Source organism: Pseudomonas sp. IT-93MI4 (genome assembly GCF_949767635.1).
Taxonomy (GTDB): Bacteria; Pseudomonadota; Gammaproteobacteria; order Pseudomonadales; family Pseudomonadaceae; genus Aquipseudomonas; species Aquipseudomonas putida_A.
In genome coordinates, this window is record NZ_CATKPP010000011.1 from 376,838 (window position 1) to 394,513 (window position 17,676).

At 61.4% G+C, this 17,676-nt stretch carries 15 protein-coding genes; 8 read left to right on the forward strand and 7 right to left on the reverse strand.

The window, feature by feature from the left end; genetic code table 11:
- Positions 1-107 precede the first annotated feature (107 nt).
- Positions 108-992 carry a LysR family transcriptional regulator gene (locus ACM6I7_RS08925; protein WP_007966865.1) on the reverse strand — a complete coding sequence of 295 codons (885 nt, stop codon included), beginning with the start codon at positions 990-992 and terminating at the stop codon, positions 108-110.
- A 133-nt stretch (positions 993-1,125) separates the two neighbouring features.
- On the opposite strand from ACM6I7_RS08925, the gene ACM6I7_RS08930 reads away from it, so the two are divergent.
- Both ACM6I7_RS08930 and ACM6I7_RS08935 read left to right on the forward strand, forming a co-directional pair.
- Positions 1,126-2,778, forward strand: a complete 1,653-nt coding sequence (locus ACM6I7_RS08930; RefSeq protein WP_414888384.1) for a GMC family oxidoreductase — start codon at positions 1,126-1,128, stop codon at positions 2,776-2,778.
- 136 nt (positions 2,779-2,914) lie between these two features.
- A complete protein-coding gene (locus ACM6I7_RS08935) occupies positions 2,915-4,537 on the forward strand; it encodes an MFS transporter (protein ID WP_027611735.1) in 1,623 nt (540 codons plus the stop codon).
- Positions 4,538-4,686: 149 nt separating this feature from the next.
- Here ACM6I7_RS08935 and ACM6I7_RS08940 read toward each other — a convergent pair whose 3' ends face one another.
- Entirely contained in the window at positions 4,687-5,055 is a 369-nt protein-coding gene (locus ACM6I7_RS08940; RefSeq protein WP_098964421.1) for a DUF427 domain-containing protein, read from the reverse strand.
- Positions 5,056-5,338: 283 nt separating this feature from the next.
- The gene (locus ACM6I7_RS08945) at positions 5,339-6,745 is read right to left on the reverse strand and encodes a serralysin family metalloprotease (RefSeq protein ID WP_414888385.1); all 1,407 of its coding nucleotides are present in this window, start codon (positions 6,743-6,745) and stop codon (positions 5,339-5,341) included.
- A 279-nt stretch (positions 6,746-7,024) separates the two neighbouring features.
- On the opposite strand from ACM6I7_RS08945, the gene ACM6I7_RS08950 reads away from it, so the two are divergent.
- From ACM6I7_RS08950 to ACM6I7_RS08960, 3 genes are all read left to right on the forward strand, one after another.
- Positions 7,025-8,956, forward strand: a complete 1,932-nt coding sequence (locus ACM6I7_RS08950) for a DNA topoisomerase III (RefSeq protein ID WP_414888386.1) — start codon at positions 7,025-7,027, stop codon at positions 8,954-8,956.
- Between the two features lie 103 nt (positions 8,957-9,059).
- On the forward strand, positions 9,060-9,563 hold the full coding sequence (locus ACM6I7_RS08955; RefSeq protein WP_414888387.1) for a GNAT family N-acetyltransferase: 504 nt from the start codon (positions 9,060-9,062) through the stop codon (positions 9,561-9,563).
- Positions 9,564-10,074: 511 nt separating this feature from the next.
- Positions 10,075-10,404: a hypothetical protein gene (locus ACM6I7_RS08960; protein ID WP_027611729.1), complete on the forward strand. Its 330-nt coding sequence runs from the start codon at positions 10,075-10,077 to the stop codon at positions 10,402-10,404.
- Between the two features lie 187 nt (positions 10,405-10,591).
- Here ACM6I7_RS08960 and cynR read toward each other — a convergent pair whose 3' ends face one another.
- On the reverse strand, positions 10,592-11,470 hold the full coding sequence (cynR, locus tag ACM6I7_RS08965; RefSeq protein ID WP_115989485.1) for a transcriptional regulator CynR: 879 nt from the start codon (positions 11,468-11,470) through the stop codon (positions 10,592-10,594).
- Between the two features lie 119 nt (positions 11,471-11,589).
- Between cynR and cynS the strand changes: the two genes are divergently transcribed.
- From cynS to ACM6I7_RS08980, 3 genes are all read left to right on the forward strand, one after another.
- The gene (gene cynS, locus ACM6I7_RS08970; protein WP_047597616.1) at positions 11,590-12,057 is read left to right on the forward strand and encodes a cyanase; all 468 of its coding nucleotides are present in this window, start codon (positions 11,590-11,592) and stop codon (positions 12,055-12,057) included.
- Positions 12,058-12,140: 83 nt separating this feature from the next.
- A complete protein-coding gene (locus tag ACM6I7_RS08975; RefSeq protein WP_414888388.1) occupies positions 12,141-12,377 on the forward strand; it encodes a DUF2790 domain-containing protein in 237 nt (78 codons plus the stop codon).
- 12 nt (positions 12,378-12,389) lie between these two features.
- On the forward strand, positions 12,390-13,049 hold the full coding sequence (locus ACM6I7_RS08980) for a carbonic anhydrase (RefSeq protein WP_414888389.1): 660 nt from the start codon (positions 12,390-12,392) through the stop codon (positions 13,047-13,049).
- A gap of 155 nt (positions 13,050-13,204) precedes the next feature.
- Here the strand turns inward: ACM6I7_RS08980 and ACM6I7_RS08985 are convergent, their stop codons facing one another.
- From ACM6I7_RS08985 to ACM6I7_RS08995, 3 genes are all read right to left on the reverse strand, one after another.
- On the reverse strand, positions 13,205-14,707 hold the full coding sequence (locus ACM6I7_RS08985; protein WP_414888390.1) for an aldehyde dehydrogenase family protein: 1,503 nt from the start codon (positions 14,705-14,707) through the stop codon (positions 13,205-13,207).
- Positions 14,708-14,897: 190 nt separating this feature from the next.
- Positions 14,898-15,806 (reverse strand): glutaminase B, encoded by a 909-nt coding sequence (glsB, locus tag ACM6I7_RS08990; RefSeq protein ID WP_003226050.1) that lies wholly within the window; start codon positions 15,804-15,806, stop codon positions 14,898-14,900.
- Between the two features lie 196 nt (positions 15,807-16,002).
- Positions 16,003-17,619 (reverse strand): L,D-transpeptidase family protein, encoded by a 1,617-nt coding sequence (locus ACM6I7_RS08995; protein WP_414888391.1) that lies wholly within the window; start codon positions 17,617-17,619, stop codon positions 16,003-16,005.
- Positions 17,620-17,676 lie beyond the last annotated feature (57 nt).

Below are 17,676 nucleotides of genomic sequence, written 5' to 3' on the forward strand. Positions count from 1 at the left end.
TAGGAGTGAGCCTGCTCGCGATAGCGGTATGCCTGTGAAGCAGAAGTCGCCTGATACACCGCTATCGCGAGCAGGCTCACTCCTACAAGGGATTTGTGTGGGCAGGATCAGCCGCGCAACAGGCCTTGCTCCGCCTCGCAGAGGCCGACGACATAATCCCAGACCACCCGCAGTCGCACCGACTTGTGCAGCTCGCGCCGGGTACTGATCCAGTAACTGCGCTCGATGCTGTCATCCGGCAATAACGCCACCAGATCCGGATCCGACGCGGCCATGTAGCAAGGCAGCACGGCAATGCCCAATCCCGAGCGCGCCGCTTCCTGCTGGGCGATGACGCTGGTGCTATGGAACACCACGCGCGGGCTGCGGCAGAAGCTGTTGAGGAACATCAGTTCCTGACTGAACAGCAAATCATCGACATAACCGATCCACGCATGCCGCCCGAGGTCTTCGCGGCTGCGCAACGGCGGTGCGTTGTCGAGGTAGCGTTGGCTGGCGTAGAGCGCCAACCGATAGTCGGTGAGTTTGCGCGTGACCAGCATGTCCGCTGCCGGGCGCTCCAGATGAATGCTGATTTCCGCCTCGCGGTTGAGGATGCTGACGAAGCGCGGCACGGCGACCAGTTCCACTTCCAGCCCGGGATAACGTTCGAACAGGCCGATCATGCGGCTGGCGAGAAACTTGATGCCCAGCCCTTCGGTGACGCCGACACGGATCTTGCCCAGCGGTGCGGTGGACTGGGTGATTTCTTCCTGGGCCAGCAGCGCGACGTTCTCCATGGCTTCGGCGTGCTTGAGCAGCGCCTCGCCTGCCGGGGTCATTTCATAGCCCTGGGCGTGCTGGACGAACAGCGCGGTGCCGAGGCTTTTTTCGATGGCCTCGATGTGTCGGGCCACGGTGGCGTGAGTAGTGTTCAAGCGCCGGGCAGCGGTGAGCAGGCGGCCGCTGCGTTGCAACTCCAGAAAGAACCGCAGGTCATTCCAGTCGAACATGGGGTGTCCTTGTCAGCTATGGTCAATCCGGGCTGTTTGAAAACGCACAGCGGCTGCGCAAAAACTAACATTCTTTTAACGAAAGCTAACAACTAGAGTGTCCGACAATAAAAACAAAAAGCGAGGTCAGGGAATGCAGACTTCCCTTGAAGAATACGACTACATCGTGGTCGGCGCCGGCCCCGCCGGGTGCCTGCTGGCCAATCGACTGTCGGCAGACAAACAGCAGCGGGTGTTGCTGCTCGAAGCCGGCGGACGCGACAACTACGCATGGATTCACATCCCCGTGGGTTACCTGTTCTGCATCGGCAACCCGCGCACCGACTGGTGCTTCAAGACCGAAGCGCAACCCGGCCTGCAAGGTCGCAGCCTGAGCTACCCACGCGGCAAAGTGCTCGGTGGCTGCTCCTCGATCAACGGCATGATCTACATGCGCGGCCAGGCTGGTGACTACGACGGCTGGGCCGCCGAGGGCAATTCGGGCTGGGCCTGGAACGACGTGCTGCCGCTGTTCAAACAGAGCGAAAACCACTTTGCCGGCGCCGCTGAATTTCACGGTGCCAAGGGTGAATGGCGGGTCGAGCAACAGCGGCTGTCATGGCCGATTCTCGACGCGTTTCGCAGCGCAGCCGAGCAGAGCGGCATCGCCAGCATCGACGACTTCAATCAGGGCGACAACGAGGGTTGCGGCTACTTTCAGGTCAACCAGAAGGCCGGGGTGCGCTGGAACGCGGCCAAGGCGTTTCTCAAACCTGTTCGCGAGCGGGCCAATCTGACGGTGCTGACCGGGGTTGAAGTGGATCGCGTGCTGCTGGAAAACGGTCGCGCATCGAAGGTCAGCGCGCGTCACGAAGGTCAGGTGAAATGCTTCAAAGCGCGCAAGGAAATCATCCTGTGCGCCGGCGCCGTGGGTTCGCCGAGCATTTTGCAGCGCTCCGGAATCGGCCCGCGTCCGTTGCTGGAACGTCTTGGCATCGGGGTGATTCATGAGCTGCCGGGGGTCGGCGGCAATCTGCAGGATCACCTGCAACTGCGCCTGATCTACAAACTGCAGAACGCCCGCACCCTGAATCAGATCGCCGGCAGCGTCTGGGGCAAGATGGGCATGGGCCTGCGTTATCTGTATGACCGCAGCGGGCCGCTGTCGATGGCGCCGAGTCAGCTCGGGGCGTTTGCCCGATCCGGGCCTGAGCAGACTTCCGCCAACCTTGAATACCACGTGCAGCCGCTGTCGCTGGAGCGCTTTGGCGAGCCGTTGCACAGCTTCCCGGCGTTCACCGCGTCGGTGTGTGATCTGCGTCCGCAGAGCCGTGGCCGCATCGACATCCGTTCGGCAGACCCGCAGGAAGCACCGCTGATTCAACCCAATTACCTCAGCCATCCTGAAGACCTGCGCGTGGCCGCCGACGCGATCCGCCTGACCCGCCGCATCGTCAGCGCCCCGGCCCTGCAAGCGTTCAAACCGGTGGAGTATCTGCCCGGCGACAGCCTGCAAAGCGAAGAACAACTGCACGAAGCGGCGGCGCGAATCGGCACGACGATTTTCCATCCGGTCGGCACCTGTCGCATGGGCAATGACGCGGAAGCGGTGGTCGATGCGCAATTGCGCGTGCATGGCGTGCCCGGCCTGCGCATCGCCGACGCCTCGATCATGCCGCGCATCACCTCGGGCAACACCTGTTCGCCTACGCTGATGATTGCCGAGAAGGCGGCGCAGTTGATCCTCAACCCAACCGCTCCGAACTCCACCCTTGTAGGAGCGAGCCTGCTCGCGATGACGGAATAACGTTCAACATTTCCGTTGGCTGATACACCGCCATCGCGAGCAGGCTCACTCCTACAAGAACTGCGTCAATTCAAGACTCACCCGGACACGCAACACCAGTGGAACAACAAAAACAATCACTGTGAGGGATACCGATATGTCAGAACACGCTCAGCCGCTGGACGCCGCGAGCGGCGCCAGCACCAGCAATGCCACGCAGAAAGTCATCTTCGCCTCGTCTCTGGGGACGGTGTTCGAGTGGTATGACTTTTTTCTCTACGGCGCCCTCGCGGCGGTGATCAGCAAGCAGTTTTTCGCCGGGGTCAACGACACCACCGCGTTCATCTTCGCGCTGATGGCCTTCGCCGCCGGGTTTATCGTGCGGCCGTTCGGGGCGCTGGTGTTCGGTCGGTTGGGGGACATGATCGGGCGCAAATACACCTTCCTCGCGACCATCATCCTGATGGGCATCGCCACGTTCTGCGTCGGTCTGCTGCCGACCTACGCCAGCATCGGCATTGCCGCGCCGATCATTCTGGTGGTGCTGCGCATGCTTCAGGGTCTGGCCCTGGGCGGTGAATACGGCGGCGCCGCGACCTATGTGGCGGAACACGCGCCGATCGGCAAACGCGGCTTCCACACCAGTTGGATTCAATCCACTGCAACCCTCGGCCTGCTGCTGTCGCTGCTGGTGGTGCTCGGTTGCCGCTACTTCACTGGCGATCAGTTTGAAGTCTGGGGTTGGCGCATCCCGTTCCTGCTGTCGATCGTGCTGCTGGGCATTTCCACCTGGATCCGCCTGAGCCTGCACGAGTCGCCGGCGTATCTGAAAATGAAAGAGGAAGGCAAAGCCTCGAAAGCGCCGATCCGCGAATCCTTCGGCAAATGGGAGAACCTCAAGGTCGTGCTGATCGCGCTGTTCAGCATCAACGCCGGGCAAGCGGTGACCTTCTACGCTGCGCAATTTTACGTGCTGTTCTTCCTCACCCAGTTCCTGAAAATGGACCCGGCGGTGGCCAACAGCCTGCTGATCATCAGTGTGGTGATCGGTGCGCCGTTCTTCATCATTTTCGGCTGGCTGTCGGACAAGGTCGGACGCAAACCAGTGCTGATGCTCGGCCTGCTGCTGGCGACCGCGTTGTACTTCCCGATCTTCAAATCCCTGGCGCATTACGCCAACCCGGCCATCGATCAGGCCAGCCGTCAGGCGCCGATCACCGTGCTGGCCGATCCGGCCACCTGCACCTTCCAGTTCGACCCGGTGGGCAAGGCCAAATTCGACAGCCCGTGCGACAAGGTCAAGACCTTCCTGGTCAAGCAGGGCCTGCCCTACTCCAGCGTCGCCGCCCCGGCCGGCAGCGGCGTGCAGGTGAGCGTCGGCGACGTGAAAATCGACGGCTACGACGAATCCGCCCTGCGCGGCGCGGTGACCCTCGCCGGCTACCCGCAACAGGCCGACCTGCAACAGATCAACAAACCGATGATCGTGGCGCTGATCGTCGCGCTGATCATCATCTCGGCCATGTGCTACGGCCCGCTGGCTGCGCTGATGGTCGAACTGTTCCCGACCCGCATCCGCTACACCTCGATGTCCCTGCCGTATCACATCGGCAATGGCTGGTTCGGCGGATTCCTGCCAACGGTGTCGTTCGCGCTGGTGGTGTACACCGGGGATATTTTCTATGGGCTGTGGTACCCGGTGCTGATTACCGGGGTCAGCCTGGTGGTGGGGATGATCTGTCTGCGTGAGACGAAGAATATCGATCTCGATAAGAACTGAATCTGAAACATGATCCTTTGGTAAAAAAACCTGTGGCGAGGGGATTTATCCCCGATGGGGTGCGTAGCGCCCCCCGTGAAAAAGGGGACTACTACGTAGTCCATCGGGGATGAATCCCCTCGCCACAATTAAATCTCTTCCTCCAGGAACTAAGCGTCAGCCTTGATCACCTCGAACTTCACCTGATCCGGATAAAACGCCACATAGTTCTTGATCGCATCGACCGAGATCTTCGGTTTCTCGTACGTCCACACCGCATTCGCCCCCTCATGCCCCGGCACTTGCAGGCTGAAGTAATTGGCATCGCCCTTGTACGGGCAGTAACTGGTGTGGTCGGTGCGGGCGAAGTATTTCTCGTCGATGTCTTCGCGGGGCACGTAGTACACCGGCGGGTAGTTGGCTTCATGGAGAACCAGCACGTGAGAGGACGCCGCGACCTGGATGCCGTGGAATTTCACCAGCAGGCAACCGGGGAGTTCTTCGAGGGTGATGACGGGATTGAGGCCGGTGGTGCTCATTGGGGTTACTCCTGAATACGGCGCAGAGAGACCGGTTCAGGTATAGCCCATAGGTTCAGACCAGGGTGATTTTGCAGCCGAACGGCCAAAGCCCCTCGCCCCAGCCCTCTCCCGGAGGTAGAAGGAGCCTGTCGAGGTGTCTTTCGTTCTACACCGACCTGAAAGTGCTTTATCGATTGTGGATTCAGCGAAGTGCAATCAGGTCGACGTATGTTTTCAGCATCCCCCGATCGGTTCCCTCTCCCACGGGGAGAGGGTTAGGGTGAGGGCGGCTCTTCTGGCATCAAACCACGATATCAGTCGCCACCGCCTGCCCTACCACACCCACGGCAAAGTCAACCTGCCCCTGCCCGGTCAGATCGACCAGCAGCCCGGTCTGACCGTTCTGCGCGTAGTAAGTCAGGATCGCATCGCCCGCGTGGCCGGTGAAACTGCTGACGAAGTTCAGTGACGCCGCCCCCGTGGCAAACGCGGCGATGCCCGAGAGGTCGATCTTGTCCACGCCGCTCTTGAAATCCATGATCCAGTCCGGCTGGTTGTTGGTCGAGTCGCTGGCCGCACCGAACACGAAGGTGTCTGCGCCCTCGCCGCCCCACAGCACATCCGCGCCGCCACCGCCGTAGAGGATGTCGTTGCCGGCACCGCCGAACAGATGGTTAACCGCCGAGTTGCCGATCAGCAGGTCATTGCCCGAACCGCCAACCGCGTTTTCCACGGTCACGCCATAGGCAATCGACACGTTACCGACCAGACCGCCGACATCAGAGAACGAACCTTCGTTGAGGTTGATCTTCTGGTTCTGGGTGAAGCCGGAGAAGTTCAGGGTGTCATTGCCGCCACCGTCCCATACCGAGAACACCACTTTCGACGCCGCCGACGTGGCGCTGTAGAAATCGCGGCCGGCGTTGGAGCCGAAACCGTAGGTGGTGTCATCGGCGCGGGTTGCATAGTTGGCGCCGTAGAGTTTCTGCACCGCCACGATATCGTCGAGCAACGGCGCCGAGGCGTAGGCGCCGCTGCCGTCCTTGCTGAAGTTTTGGTCGGTGTTGGCTTCGCTCCAGTAGCTCATCAGGCTGTAGCCACGGGTGTCTTCGGCGTACTTGGCATCGTTGTAGGTCGGGCTGCCGTTGCCGGCGTTGTAGGCGCCCGGGTGCGACAGGCCAAGGGTGTGGCCGATTTCGTGGGTCAGGGTCTGACGCCCGTAGTTGTTGGTGTCCGGGGTCTTGTTGACCTGATATTGATTGTTGATCAGGTACCACGACTGACCGTCATAGCTGCCGCCGCTCGGCAGGTAGGCGAACGCTGCGCCGCCGGTGCTGACGTCGTAGTTGCCGAAGGTCATGTGGCCGTCGCCGCCCTTGCCTTCAGTGAACGTGACCTTGGCCACGTCGGCCCAGGATTGCATGGCCAGTATGGCTTGAGCCTTTTGCTGAGCGCTGAACTGGCTGAAGTTGCCGAGGTTCGGGTTGTAGTTTGCCGGTTTCTCGGTAAGGAAGGTGTAGGTCAGCGAGATTTTGCCGTCGCCGTTCTTGTCGTGCCACGACAGGTTTTTGCGCAGGATTTCGTCGGCTGCCTGGTCGGCGGTAAACGACGGTTTGCCGTTCACCAGTCCGACGCCACGGTCGTACAGGTGGCTGAAGGCGTTCACTTCGTCATAGGCGCTGCTGGATTTTGCTTTGGCTTGAGCCATGGTGAGACTTCCTTGTTTCAGAGTTGGCAGTACGCGTCGAGCACGGCGATCCACTGGCGAGATCGTCCGGTCACTCGCGTTTCTGAGAAGCCCGTTGAACCTGACACGGGCGTCAACTGCCTTGCCAATCGATTTCTCGATAGCCGCTCGCGACGTCCCGGTAATACCGGTCATCTCCGGCAATGTTTTGATCTGTATATCCATACAGATAAAAGTTGCCCCGAGCGCCAACTGCGGCCATCCTGTGCACCTCCAGTGAACTGATCGACGACGGTGGTTATGCGGCTGTACCTCTGTGAAAAACCTTCCCAGGCCAAAGACATCGCGGCCGTGCTGGGCGCCAGGCGTCGGGGCGACGGCTGCTGGCTGGGAACGGACGTCACAGTGACCTGGTGCATCGGCCATCTGCTGGAAACCGCGCCGCCGGACGCCTACGACGCGCGCTACAAGCGCTGGGTGCTGGCGGATCTGCCGATCATTCCCGACAAATGGAAAATGACCGTCAAGCCGCGCACCGCCAGCCAGTACAAGGCGGTCAAGCGCCTGCTTGGCGAGGCCAGCGAACTGATCATCGCCACCGACGCCGACCGTGAGGGCGAGATGATTGCCCGGGAACTGGTCGAGCACTGCCGCTATCGCGGGCCGATCCGCCGCTTGTGGCTGTCGGCGCTGGATGAAGCATCGATCCGCAAGGCTCTGGCCGCGCTGAAGCCAGGGGCGGAAACCTTCAGCCTGTATCACTCGGCGCTGGGGCGCTCGCGGGCCGACTGGCTGATCGGCATGAACATGAGTCGCCTGTTCACGCTATTGGGCCGGCAGTCCGGCTATCAGGGCGTGCTACCGGTCGGCCGGGTGCAGACGCCGACACTGCGGCTGGTGGTGGACCGCGACCGCAGCATCGCCGATTTCGTGCCGGTGCCGTATTGGGCGATCGATGTGCACCTGCTGCACGATGGCACGCCGTTCACCGCGCAATGGCGTGCGCCCTCCGACGCTTGCGACGATCAGGATCGCTGCCTGAATCAGGCACTGGCCCAGCAGGCAGCCGCCGCTCTGGACAGCGCCGCCAGTGCGCGGGTGGTCAAACTGCGCACTGAACGCATGCGTGAAGTGGCACCGCTGCCCTTCGATCTGGGCACCCTGCAGGAGGTCTGCTCGAAGAAACTCGGTCTCGGCGCCCAGGAAACTCTCGACATCGCCCAGGCCCTTTACGAAACCTACAAGGTCATCACCTACCCGCGCAGCGATTGCGGCTTTCTGCCGCTGAGCCAGCACAGCGAGGCGCCGGGGATACTGGCGGCACTGCGTCAGGCCGACCCGAGCCTTGACGTGTTGAACGTTCACCTCGACCCGCAGCGCCGCTCGCGGGTGTGGAACGACGCCAAGGTCAGCGCCCACCACGGCATCATCCCCACCGCCGCGGCGAAAAATCTCGAACGCCTGAGCGGCAAACACCGGGCGGTCTATACCCTGATTCGTGCGCGTTATCTGGCGCAATTTCTGCCCAATCATGAATACGATCGCACCCAGGCCGACTTCGATTGCGCCGGGGAAGCGTTGCGAGCCGTCGGCAAGCAGATCATCGAACCGGGCTGGAAGCGCGCCTTGCCCGAAGCCCTCGCCCCGGCCAAGGGCCGTGAAGCGCCAGCCCCGCAAACCCTGCCGGCGCTGAGCCAGGGTATCGATTGCGCCGTGGCCGGCGTGAACCTCAAGGATCTGTGGACCCAGCCGCCGAAGCCCTACACCGAGGGCGACCTGATCAAGGCGATGAAGAACGTCGCCAAACTGGTGGAAGATCCGTTGCTCAAACAGAAACTCAAGGACACCACCGGCATCGGCACAGAAGCGACCCGCGCTTCGATCATTCAGGGTCTGCTGGATCGAGGTTATCTGGTGAAGAACGGCAAGGCGCTGGCCGCGACGCCGGCGGCCTTCAGCCTGATCGATGCCGTGCCCCGGGCGATTGCCGATCCCGGCACCACCGCCATCTGGGAACAGGCGCTGGACATGGTGCAGAGCGGCGAGATGAGCCTGGAAGAGTTCGTCACCAAACAGGCGGCGTGGATGAGCAAGCAGGTCACCCGGTGTTCTGCGCTGAGCCTGACCATCAGCGGCCCGCCACCGGCCGGCAAGGCTGCGGCGCCGTGGAAGAAGAAACGCAAATCGACGCGCAGTAAAACCGCCGGGGCAGCCAAACGCACAACGAAGTAATGATCTTTACTCTGGTGGGGGATTCTGTGGTGAGGGGATTTATCCCCTCACCACAAGGTGTGAGTTCACATTATCGGGTTCATCATCGCAGGGAGTTAACCCAATGCCCAGCATCGAACTGCTAGCCGCCCACCGCGACGAACTGCAAACCATCGAAAACCTCATGCAGTTCTACATGTACGACTTCAGCCAATGGCTACCACTGAAACTCGGCGAACATGGCTTCTTCAGCATTCAGCAGAAAGACGATTACTGGCGCAATCCCGCTACCCAACCGTTCCTGATCCGCGTCGACGGTGAACTGGCCGGCTTCGTGACCGTGGATAACGACACCCACATCGACGGCGCCGAATACAACATCGGCTACTTCTTCCTCACCCGGCGTTTTCGTGGCCAAGGCGTCGCGCAGTTTGTCGTCTCTGCCCTCTTGAGCCGTCTGCCCGGTCAATGGCAGATTTTCCACATCGACGCCAACCTGCCTGCGCAGCGCTTCTGGGCCAGATTGATCCCCGAATTGACTGGCGGCGCAGTCACCCGCCAGCAGCGCACCGTGGACGGTTACCCCTGCACCTTCTACGTCCTGCGCGCCCCAGCATCCGTTGCCTGAACGGATCTTTTCTCATTCCAAAACCGCTTTGTCCGACAATATGTAGTGAACAAAAATAATCACTACAATACCGTTGACGGCACCGTTTTGCTTTTGCATGATGAAGACGTTCCCCGATCGGGAACATCAGTAACACGCTTGAGCAAACTCGTCTGACCGCCGAGTTGTTTTTTCCGGATACACGCTGCCCACAAGGCAGATTGAAGAAGCTGACCTGGCCTGAACGTCCAGTACAAGGACGAGAAGCGCTGGCGAAAATTCTCAAGACGCTTGTGGTCGACCCTGAAAACGTCGTCAAGGAGCCTCCCGGTTTTCGCTGCTTCTCCTCGTTGTGACGCTATTGCGTAGCAGTTATTCAACACGACTACATGCAACAGACGCATGACCCCGTACTTCACACGGGCGACCGCTGACGTCCTGGTTTCGGTGCCAGGGATCAACTAACCGATGGGCTACCTGTATTAGCGAATCAACTTTGAAAGATCACCAGACTGGTCAAGGGGCAAACATCATGAATCTGAACAATCAACCTACTATCGAAGAACTGGCTCGTATGTTCGCTGCGCAAAAAGACAGCCACGACAGCCACATTCTCTGGATCAGCAAGTCGGGTCAGGTGCATATCGACTGCCTGTCACCCCACGCTGGTGAAGAAGAATTCGACCGCAGCAACCAGAACCTGCTGGCCCGCCTGAAGATGTACCGCCGCGGCCACGGTTATGTCGGCAAGAAAGCTGCGGCCGACAAGGACTTCATCAGTAATGTGCTGCAGACGCTGAAACAGGCGTGGGATTCGATGCAGAACAAGAATGAAGTTCGGGTGATTGACCGGTTCTACTGATTTACAACTTCAATAAATAAAAGGGGCCTGCTTCCAACAGAAGCAGGCCCTTTTTATATCCGCAATTCACCACACAATCCTGTGGGAGCGGGCTTGCTCGCGAATGGGCCGGGTCAGTCACCATCACTTCAACTGAGACACCGCATTCGCGAGCAAGCCCGCTCCTACAGGGGGGCTGTGTTGTTGGTCAGATTTTCGTTTGCAGGACCAGATTCACAAACGCCAGAGCCGCCGCACTGTGGTAATTATTCTGCCGCCGCAACAACGCCGCCCCACGCTGCGGCGCTTCGTTCTCGACGCTCAAGCGACGCAACGCCCGGTCTTCGCTGGCAATCGCTTCGGGCAACATCGTCGCCATCGGCGAATGCCGCACCACCTCCAGCAACGTACTTACCGAGTTCACCTCGATCCGCACCTGTGGCGTGATTCCGTGCTGACGAAAGTATTCATCGATCGATAAGCGCGTGATGAAATCCGGCGCCAGCAAGGCGAAATCCAGTTGCGCAAGGTCACTCGACGTCAGCACCGCACTGCTGTCGTACAGCGGATGCTCGCGCCCGACCATGATTCCCAGGGTTTCGGTAAACGCCGGGATGCACTCGATGTCCGGGTGGCGCACCGGGGTAAAGGCAATCGCGATATCCAGCGAATCGTCCGCCAGCCCCGCCTCGATGTCGTCCATCGACAGCTCGAAAATCTGCAGATGGATCCCCGGGTAGCGCGCCGCAAAATCACGCACCAACGGCCCGACCAGATAGGCCATGAAGGTCGGCGTCATGGCCAGCCGCAGGCTGCCACGGGACAGATCCTTCACGTCATGCAACGCCCGCTTGCCCGCCTCCAGTTCCACCAGCACGCGCCGCGCGCACTCAATGTAAGCCTCACCGGCATCGGTGGGTTTAACGGTGCGTGAAGTGCGGTCGAACAGATTCACCCCGAGGCTTTCTTCCAGTTGGCGGATCTGTTGCGACAAGGTCGGCTGCGACACATGCAACGCCTCCGCCGCCCGGGTGAAGCCGCCGTGATCGGCCACGGCCAGCAGATATCGCAAATGTCGCAGCAGCATGGGATCACCATCTATAGGCAGGACTTATGCGAAGTATTGTATATCGGTCTTGGACGCTATGGATCAATCGGCAGAAGATGGCTCCCACACAGCAAGCCAACCTTGAAAGGAGTGACACCATGCAACAGTCCCACGCCTATAACGATGCCAGCCTGGCCCTGACCACGCGCATTCTCGACATCAAGGCCCGCAAGAATTTGTCATGGCAGGATCTTGCCGATGGCACCGGCCTGAGCCTGGCCTACGTCACCGCTGCCCTCCTCGGCCAGCACCCGCTGCCACAAAACGCCGCGCAAGTGGTTGGCGACAAACTCGAGCTGGACGCCGACGCCGTTGCCGCCCTGCAGATCATCCCGCTGCGTGGCAGCCTCAGCGGTGTGCCGACCGACCCGACCATCTACCGCTTCCACGAGATGATCCAGATCTACGGCACCACCCTCAAAGCCCTGGTCCACGAGCAGTTCGGCGACGGCATCATCAGCGCAATCAACTTCAAACTCGACATCAAGAAAGTCGAAGACCCGGAAGGCGGCTCCCGCGCCGTGGTCACCCTCGACGGCAAGTTCCTGCCGCTGCGTCCGTTCTGATCCGCCGCGGCCCGCACCCCGCGTGCGGGCCCATCCAAACCTCAATTGCCAAGTCGTCACCACATCTGCCTGGAGGCTGCCCCATGCACAAAATTCTGTTGACCCTGACCCTGCTCGCCGGCCTTGCCGCCAAGGCCCAGGCTGATGAAGAGGCGATTGCCTACCGATACGGCATGACTCTGGATATTGCTGAAATCGTGAGCATCACCCCGGTCACCGACGTCTGCGGCGCTGTACCGGTCGAGATGACCTACCTCGACAGCCACGGCGCAAAACACATTCTTCAATACAGCGAATTCGGCACCGGCTGTTCGAACTGAGAGGACAACACCATGAAAAACCTGATCGAAGGCTTTCTGAAGTTCCAGAACGAGGCGTTTCCGCAACGCACCGAGCTGTTCAAGCACTTGGCGACCACTCAAACCCCGGGCACCTTGTTCATCACCTGTTCCGACAGCCGCGTGGTGCCGGAACTGCTGACCCAGCAAGAACCCGGCGAGCTGTTCGTGATCCGCAACGCTGGCAATATCGTGCCGTCCTACAGCCCGCATCCGGGCGGGGTGTCGGCGACGGTGGAATATGCGGTGGCGGTGCTTGGGGTGACGGACATCGTGATCTGCGGCCACTCCGATTGCGGCGCGATGACCGCGATAGCCAAGTGCAAATGCATGGATCACCTGCCCGCCGTCAGCGGCTGGTTGCAACATGCCGAGTCGGCGAAAGTGGTGAACGAGGCGCGGCCGCATGCCAATGACGCGGCGAAATTGAGTTCGATGGTGCGGGAAAATGTGATCGCGCAACTGGCGAATATTCAGACCCACCCGAGCGTACGTCTGGCCCAGGAGAAGGGCCTGCTGAACCTGCATGGCTGGGTGTATGACATCGAGACCGGCTCGATCGATGCGCTGGCGGCTGACCGCCGTACGTTTGTGCCGTTGGCTGAGCAGCCAGCGACTTGTGCCGTTCAGGCAAACGCCAGCGCAGCCGCCTGATACAAATCCGCTGAGGTGAAGAGGAACTTGTGGCGAGGGGATTTATCCCCGATGGACTGCGCAGCAGGCCCGATCTCTTGGGGCCGCTTCGCGCCCCATCGGGGATAAATCCCCTCGCCACAGGGCCGGTGTGCATCAATCGGGATAAGGCGTTTTCAGCGTTTTACGCTGAGGTCGATCTGGGTCATACGGCTACGCACCGTGAACACCCCATCCCCCGAAAGGATCGCACTGCGCGCAAACAGGCGCCCACTCTCCCAGTTCGAAAGCCCCAGTTCCGGCTTGTTCAGCGCGTACTGGCCATCGACCCAACGGGTAATCCCGTTGCCCACAAACGGCGCGTTCACCGCGTTGTAAAAACGCTCTTGTGCAGCAGCATCCTCGCTGATCAGCGACACCGTGAACTGCGGGCTGTAGCGGTTGAACAACGTGATCGCCTGATCCAGATCGTCGACGATCATCAGGCTGACTTCCGGGGTTTCTTCCCATTCCCACTCGCGGCCCAGCTCTGATTCCGCCAGCGCTTCGGCCAGGGCTTCGGTCTGATAACCCTCGGCGCGAAAGACCTCGACCGTCGCGTTCTGCCACTCGGCCGGCAGGTAACTTTCGCTGCCTGCGACGATGTGCAATTTGCAGCCTTGCCCGCGTGCGCTGCCGGCCTGCTGCAGCGCATCGAGGAACAGCGGGATCAGCTCGACGGCACGATCACGTTGAATCAGGCAGACGTTCAGCGTGTTGCAGACTTTGCGATCCAGTGAGTTGCGCACCACGGCGGCGAAGCGCGTGGCGTCGGCGTGACGATCGGCTATCAGCCACGCGCCGCCAGTGCCGTGCAGGCTGACCGCCGTGCCCGCCTGCTGGGCGATGCTACCCAACTGGCTGACCGCACGCCCCGAACCCCGGGCCACCGCCAGCGACAAACGCCGGTCGGCGAACATCGCCCAACCGGCGGCGTGATTGACGCTTTCCACCAGCGACACCGCCCCCGCCGGCAGACCGGCATCGGCCAGCGCCGGGTTCAGCGCGTGAGTGACGATTGCTTGCGCGGTGCCCAATGCATCGCTGCCGATGCGCAGTACTGCGGTGTTGCCGGTGCGCAGTACGCCGGCGGCATCGGCGAACACGTTCGGCCGCCCTTCGAACACGAACGCCACGATGCCCAGCGGCGACACCACTTGCTCGACCTTCCAGCCGTCGTGTTCGACGCTGCTGATGACCTTGCCGCGCGTGGCCGGCGCATCCCGCCAGGCGCGCAGACCGGCGATCATGTCGCGGCGCATGCGTTCGTCGGCGAGCAGTCGGGTGGTCGAGCGACCACGGGCCTTGGCGCGTTCGATGTCGGCCAGGTTGGCGGCTTCGATCAAGGTCCAGCATTCCGGGGTTTCCAGGCGTTGCGCGAACAGGTCGAAGAAGTGACTGATGGCTTCGTCGGACACCGCCGACAATGCAGTGAATGCCGCTTCAGCACGCTCGATTGCCACTGCAGCCGCTTGTTGATCGACCACCGGAATCAGCAACAGCTCGCCACTCACCTGCTCGACCAGCAGGTGGTCACCGGGCTGAAACCGCGCCGCCAGTTCGGGGCTGACCACGGTCACGCGGTTACCAGCGAAAGGGATCGGCGTGCCAGCGACTAGACGTTCGAGCGCAAGAGACATGAAGCGGATTCACCATATGAGGGGCGGCCGGAAAATGTATAGGAACTGCGCTCTCCGAGGCAACACAAAACCCTTGTGGGAGCGAGCCTGCTCGCGAATGCGGTGGGTCAGCGAGAGATGCATCGACAGGCACGACGCTTTCGCGAGCAGGCTCGCTCCCACAGGGTTTTGCAGTGCTTGGAAGATTGGGTCAGAACACCGACCAGCCAATCCGCGAACTGAGCATCTCCAGCGCCGCCATCCCCGCCAGCGAGTTGCCGGCAGCGTTGAGTTCCGGCGACCACACGCACACCGTGAACTGCCCGGGCACCACCGCGACGATCCCGCCGCCAACCCCGCTCTTGCCCGGCAAGCCGACGCGATAAGCGAAGTTGCCGGCCTCATCGTAGAGGCCGCTGGTGGCCATGATCGAGTTGACTTGTTGGGTCTGGCGCCGAGTGAGGATCTGTTCGCCGCTGTGTTTGCAGAAACCGTCGTTGGCGAGGAAGCAGAACGCCCGGGCCAGATCGATACAGTTCATGCGCAACGCGCAGTGGCTGAAGTAGCTGCGCAGCACCGCTTCGACGTCGTTGTGGAAGTTGCCGAACGATTGCATCAGGTACGCCATGGCCGCATTGCGGGCGCGATGCTGGTACTCGGATTCGGCGACCTTGCCGTCGACGATCACCTGTGGATTGCCCGACAGGCGCCGCACGAAGTCGCGCATCGACAGGGCTGGCGCGGCGAAACGCGACTGGTTGATGTCGCAGATCACCAGCGCCCCGGCGTTGATGAACGGATTGCGCGGGCGCCCGCGTTCGAACTCCAGTTGCACCAGCGAGTTGAACGGCTGGCCGGACGGCTCGTGCCCCAGGCGCTCCCAGATCGCCTCACCGGAATGCTCGATCGCCTGCACCAGGCTGAACACCTTGGAAATACTCTGCACCGAGAACGGCGTCTCGGCGTCGCCGGCGCAATACATTTCGCCGTCGTTGCCATACACGGCGATGCCCAGCTGATTGGCCGGCACGGTGCCGAGGGCGGGAATGTAATCAGCCACTTTGCCCTGCCCGATCAAGGGCCGGACAGCGTCAAGAATCTCGTTCAACAGCGCTTGCATGCCGGGTTCCGAAGTCTCGCCCCATGGGATTGCGGGGACACTGGGGCTAGACGCTGCGCAAGCTTGCGGAATCACACAAACCCCTTTGTAGGAGTGAGCCTGCTCGCGATAGCGGTGTATTTGTGAAGTTGATCTTTCTGATACACCGCTATCGCGAGCAGGCTCACTCCTACAGGGTTGTATGTATGACTGCGATTCAGTGTGCGCCGTCGAGACCGGCGAGCAGTGCGCTGTCGCGGCTGTAGATATCCGGCGCATAACGCACCTGCCCATCCTTGCCGACCTGCGCCGTCCAGTAGGTCATCAGGATCGGCACCGGTGCCGACAGGCGGAATTCGTGGGTGCTGCCGGTGGCGAGCAAGGTGTCGGTGCGCGTACGTTCCGCCGGGGTCAGTAACAGGTCGCGCAGTTGCATCGGGTGCTCGACCCGCACACAGCCGGAGCTGAACGCGCGCGGGCCTTTGTCGAACAGGGCCTTGCTCGGCGTATCGTGCAGGTACACCGCGAACGGGTTGGGGAAGCGGATCACCAGTTGCCCCAGCGGATTACGCGGCCCGGCCTCCTGGCGCAGCATGATGTTGCCGGGGTTGTCCCAGTCGATATCCGCTGCGGACAACGGCTGGCCATGGGCGTCGAGCACCTGCAGATTCTGCCGGCTGAGGAAGGTCTGATCCTTGCGGATCGCCGGCAGCTTGTCTTCTTTCCAGATGGTCGGCGGCACGGTCCAGGTCGGGTTCAGGGTCAGACGCGTAACCCGGGATTTCAGCAGCGGGGTCTGGCGTTCGGCGCGACCGACCTGAGTACGGGTCTGCCAGACCGGCACGCCGGCCTGATATAGGGTCAACTCGGCGGCAGCGACGTTGACCAGCAAACCGTCGGGCTCCATGTCCTGCGCCAGCCAGCGGAAACGTTCAAGGTTGACGCGCAATTGTTCGCGGCGCGTCAGCGGGCTGATGTTGAGCTCGGCAATCGTCCCCGGCCCGACTACCCCGTCGGCCTGCAACGAATGGTTGGCCTGAAAGCTCTTCACCGCTTCCACCAGCACACCCTCATAGGCATTGCCGGGCGTGCCGATGGCGTGGGTCAGATAGCCTTCGTTGAACAGGCGTTGGGCCAGTTCCGGCACGCGTTTGTCTTCCATCGCCGGGCGCAGCAACGGGCCGTTGCCCACCGACTGCCAGTGCGGCAAGGCCTGCAGCCGCTGGCTGGCGTAGAGGTGGCGCAGGCTCTGGTATTGCGCCAGACGCGGACGCGCCAGATCGAACGCGGTCTTGATGTCGTGCAGACCGGGCACGGCGATCGCCAGCAATTCCGCCTGACGATCACGCGGGGTGTCATCGGAATGCCACAGCGGCTCGAAATGCGATTGCAGCAGACGACCGTAATGCAGGTCCTGCAGCGCTTGCAGATACGAGCGGCTGATATCGATATCGGCACACAACTCGCCGTCCTGCGGCGGATTGGCCGCCACCGGGTAGCGCTTGGGATTGAGGCCATCATCGGCCAACAGCTGCAACTGCGCGCGCAAGGCCGGCAATCGCCCGGACTCGCTGGCCCACACCGGCAGCCAGTCCTGCTGCTGATAAAACGCCTGCAATTGCGTCAGCGCCGCGCCGCTCAGGTGCGCGGCAATCGCCGGGCACGCCTGGGGCAAACCGATCAGCACCGCTTGCAGCGGACTTTGCGGCTCGAGCGGCATTTCCGCCGGCGGCGTCGGCAGGGTCTGCAACGGTGGCAGCGGCTCATCGGCGCAAGCGACAAACGGCGCAGCGAGCAAACAAATGCTCAAGTAGCATGCGTACTTTTTGAACAACTGCTTTACTCCAATCCGTGGCCGTCTGAATGACGGTCAACCTTACATCAGGTGCGC

Coding starts and splice junctions, on each gene's coding strand:
- cynR (WP_115989485.1), bottom strand. CDS start 11,470: ATGCTGCTGCGACATTTGCGATATCTGCTGGCCGTGGCCGATCACGGC.
- ACM6I7_RS08960 (WP_027611729.1), top strand. CDS start 10,075: ATGAATCTGAACAATCAACCTACTATCGAAGAACTGGCTCGTATGTTC.
- ACM6I7_RS08930 (WP_414888384.1), top strand. CDS start 1,126: ATGCAGACTTCCCTTGAAGAATACGACTACATCGTGGTCGGCGCCGGC.
- glsB (WP_003226050.1), bottom strand. CDS start 15,806: ATGCAAGCGCTGTTGAACGAGATTCTTGACGCTGTCCGGCCCTTGATC.
- ACM6I7_RS08955 (WP_414888387.1), top strand. CDS start 9,060: ATGCCCAGCATCGAACTGCTAGCCGCCCACCGCGACGAACTGCAAACC.
- ACM6I7_RS08975 (WP_414888388.1), top strand. CDS start 12,141: ATGCACAAAATTCTGTTGACCCTGACCCTGCTCGCCGGCCTTGCCGCC.
- ACM6I7_RS08935 (WP_027611735.1), top strand. CDS start 2,915: ATGTCAGAACACGCTCAGCCGCTGGACGCCGCGAGCGGCGCCAGCACC.
- cynS (WP_047597616.1), top strand. CDS start 11,590: ATGCAACAGTCCCACGCCTATAACGATGCCAGCCTGGCCCTGACCACG.
- ACM6I7_RS08950 (WP_414888386.1), top strand. CDS start 7,025: ATGCGGCTGTACCTCTGTGAAAAACCTTCCCAGGCCAAAGACATCGCG.
- ACM6I7_RS08945 (WP_414888385.1), bottom strand. CDS start 6,745: ATGGCTCAAGCCAAAGCAAAATCCAGCAGCGCCTATGACGAAGTGAAC.
- ACM6I7_RS08980 (WP_414888389.1), top strand. CDS start 12,390: ATGAAAAACCTGATCGAAGGCTTTCTGAAGTTCCAGAACGAGGCGTTT.
- ACM6I7_RS08925 (WP_007966865.1), bottom strand. CDS start 992: ATGTTCGACTGGAATGACCTGCGGTTCTTTCTGGAGTTGCAACGCAGC.
- ACM6I7_RS08940 (WP_098964421.1), bottom strand. CDS start 5,055: ATGAGCACCACCGGCCTCAATCCCGTCATCACCCTCGAAGAACTCCCC.
- ACM6I7_RS08985 (WP_414888390.1), bottom strand. CDS start 14,707: ATGTCTCTTGCGCTCGAACGTCTAGTCGCTGGCACGCCGATCCCTTTC.